The sequence below is a fragment of the Kamptonema formosum PCC 6407 genome (genome assembly GCF_000332155.1).
Taxonomy (GTDB): domain Bacteria; phylum Cyanobacteriota; class Cyanobacteriia; order Cyanobacteriales; family Microcoleaceae; genus Kamptonema; species Kamptonema formosum.
This window is the reverse complement of the sequence record NZ_KB235903.1, coordinates 1,830,271-1,831,227: the sequence shown is the minus strand read 5'-3', so window position 1 is coordinate 1,831,227 and position 957 is coordinate 1,830,271. Positions and strand designations below refer to the sequence as shown.

Below are 957 nucleotides of genomic sequence, written 5' to 3'. Positions count from 1 at the left end.
TTTCGCCCCTCCTTAAGCTGTACATCTGCCGCTCGTTCTAGCAAATCTGAACTCAACCCAGCCGCTAATTTTCCCACCGTACTTATACTACACGGTATCACAATCATTCCTAAAGTGCGAAACGAACCACTTGCAATATTAGCTCCTATATCTTGCCAAGGATGACAGCGGAGTTTTCCACTTTTTTCTTCTCCAGCTTGCTCTCGCCAAAATTCTTCCTGAAGACTGATTTCTGCTGGCATTTTAACATTTTGTTCGCTTTGCCAAACCATGTAAGTAGATTTAGAGGCGACAAGTTCTACAGCAAAATCTGCTTGTAATAGATATTTTATGGTTCTTACTGCATAAATTAATCCCGATGCACCAGTTATTCCTACGATTAAAGGCTTATGATTGTTCATTAGTTAGTTTTTATTTGTTAAATGCCGCATACTTGGTTACATTTTCGACAACTATAGCTAGGGGCTAGGGGTTTAATCAGGTGGATTTACTTAACAAATAACAGTTAACCGTTAACCGTTAACAAATAACAGTTAACTAATCATCACTGTCATAAAAAGCCTCACTACCACCACCAACAGCTACTAAGTCAATTTGCTGGCGATAATAATCGACACTCTTGACTTGTACTTCTACGCGATCGCCTAGACGGTATTGATTGCGGTTTTTGCGGCCTACGAGAGTCTGCTGGCGCGATCGATACTCATACCAATCGTCCTTAAGCGAAGAAACATGAACCAGTCCCTCTACTCGTAGAGTTTCCTCATCTACTACAATCTCGACTTCCACAAAGAAACCGTAAGATTGTACGCCAGTAATCAAACCTTGGAAAGTTTGACCAGTGCGTTCCTTCATCAATCCAGTTTTATTGAGTCCCTCCAAGTCATTTTCTGCATCTTGGGCAACTCTTTCGCGTTCGCTTAAATGCACGACTACTGAGGCGAATTGAGCTTCAAA

2 protein-coding genes are annotated in these 957 nt (G+C 41.4%); both read right to left on the bottom strand.

The annotated features are described in order from the left end of the window. The coding region (locus tag OSCIL6407_RS30645) for a flavoprotein (RefSeq protein ID WP_019487304.1) at nt 1–401 on the bottom strand (401 nt) is incomplete at its 3' end. A 136-nt stretch (nt 402–537) separates the two neighbouring features. Further along, nucleotides 538–957, bottom strand: a 420-nt coding sequence (locus OSCIL6407_RS0112950; RefSeq protein WP_026103730.1) for a S1 RNA-binding domain-containing protein, incomplete at its 5' end; no start/stop codon positions are given.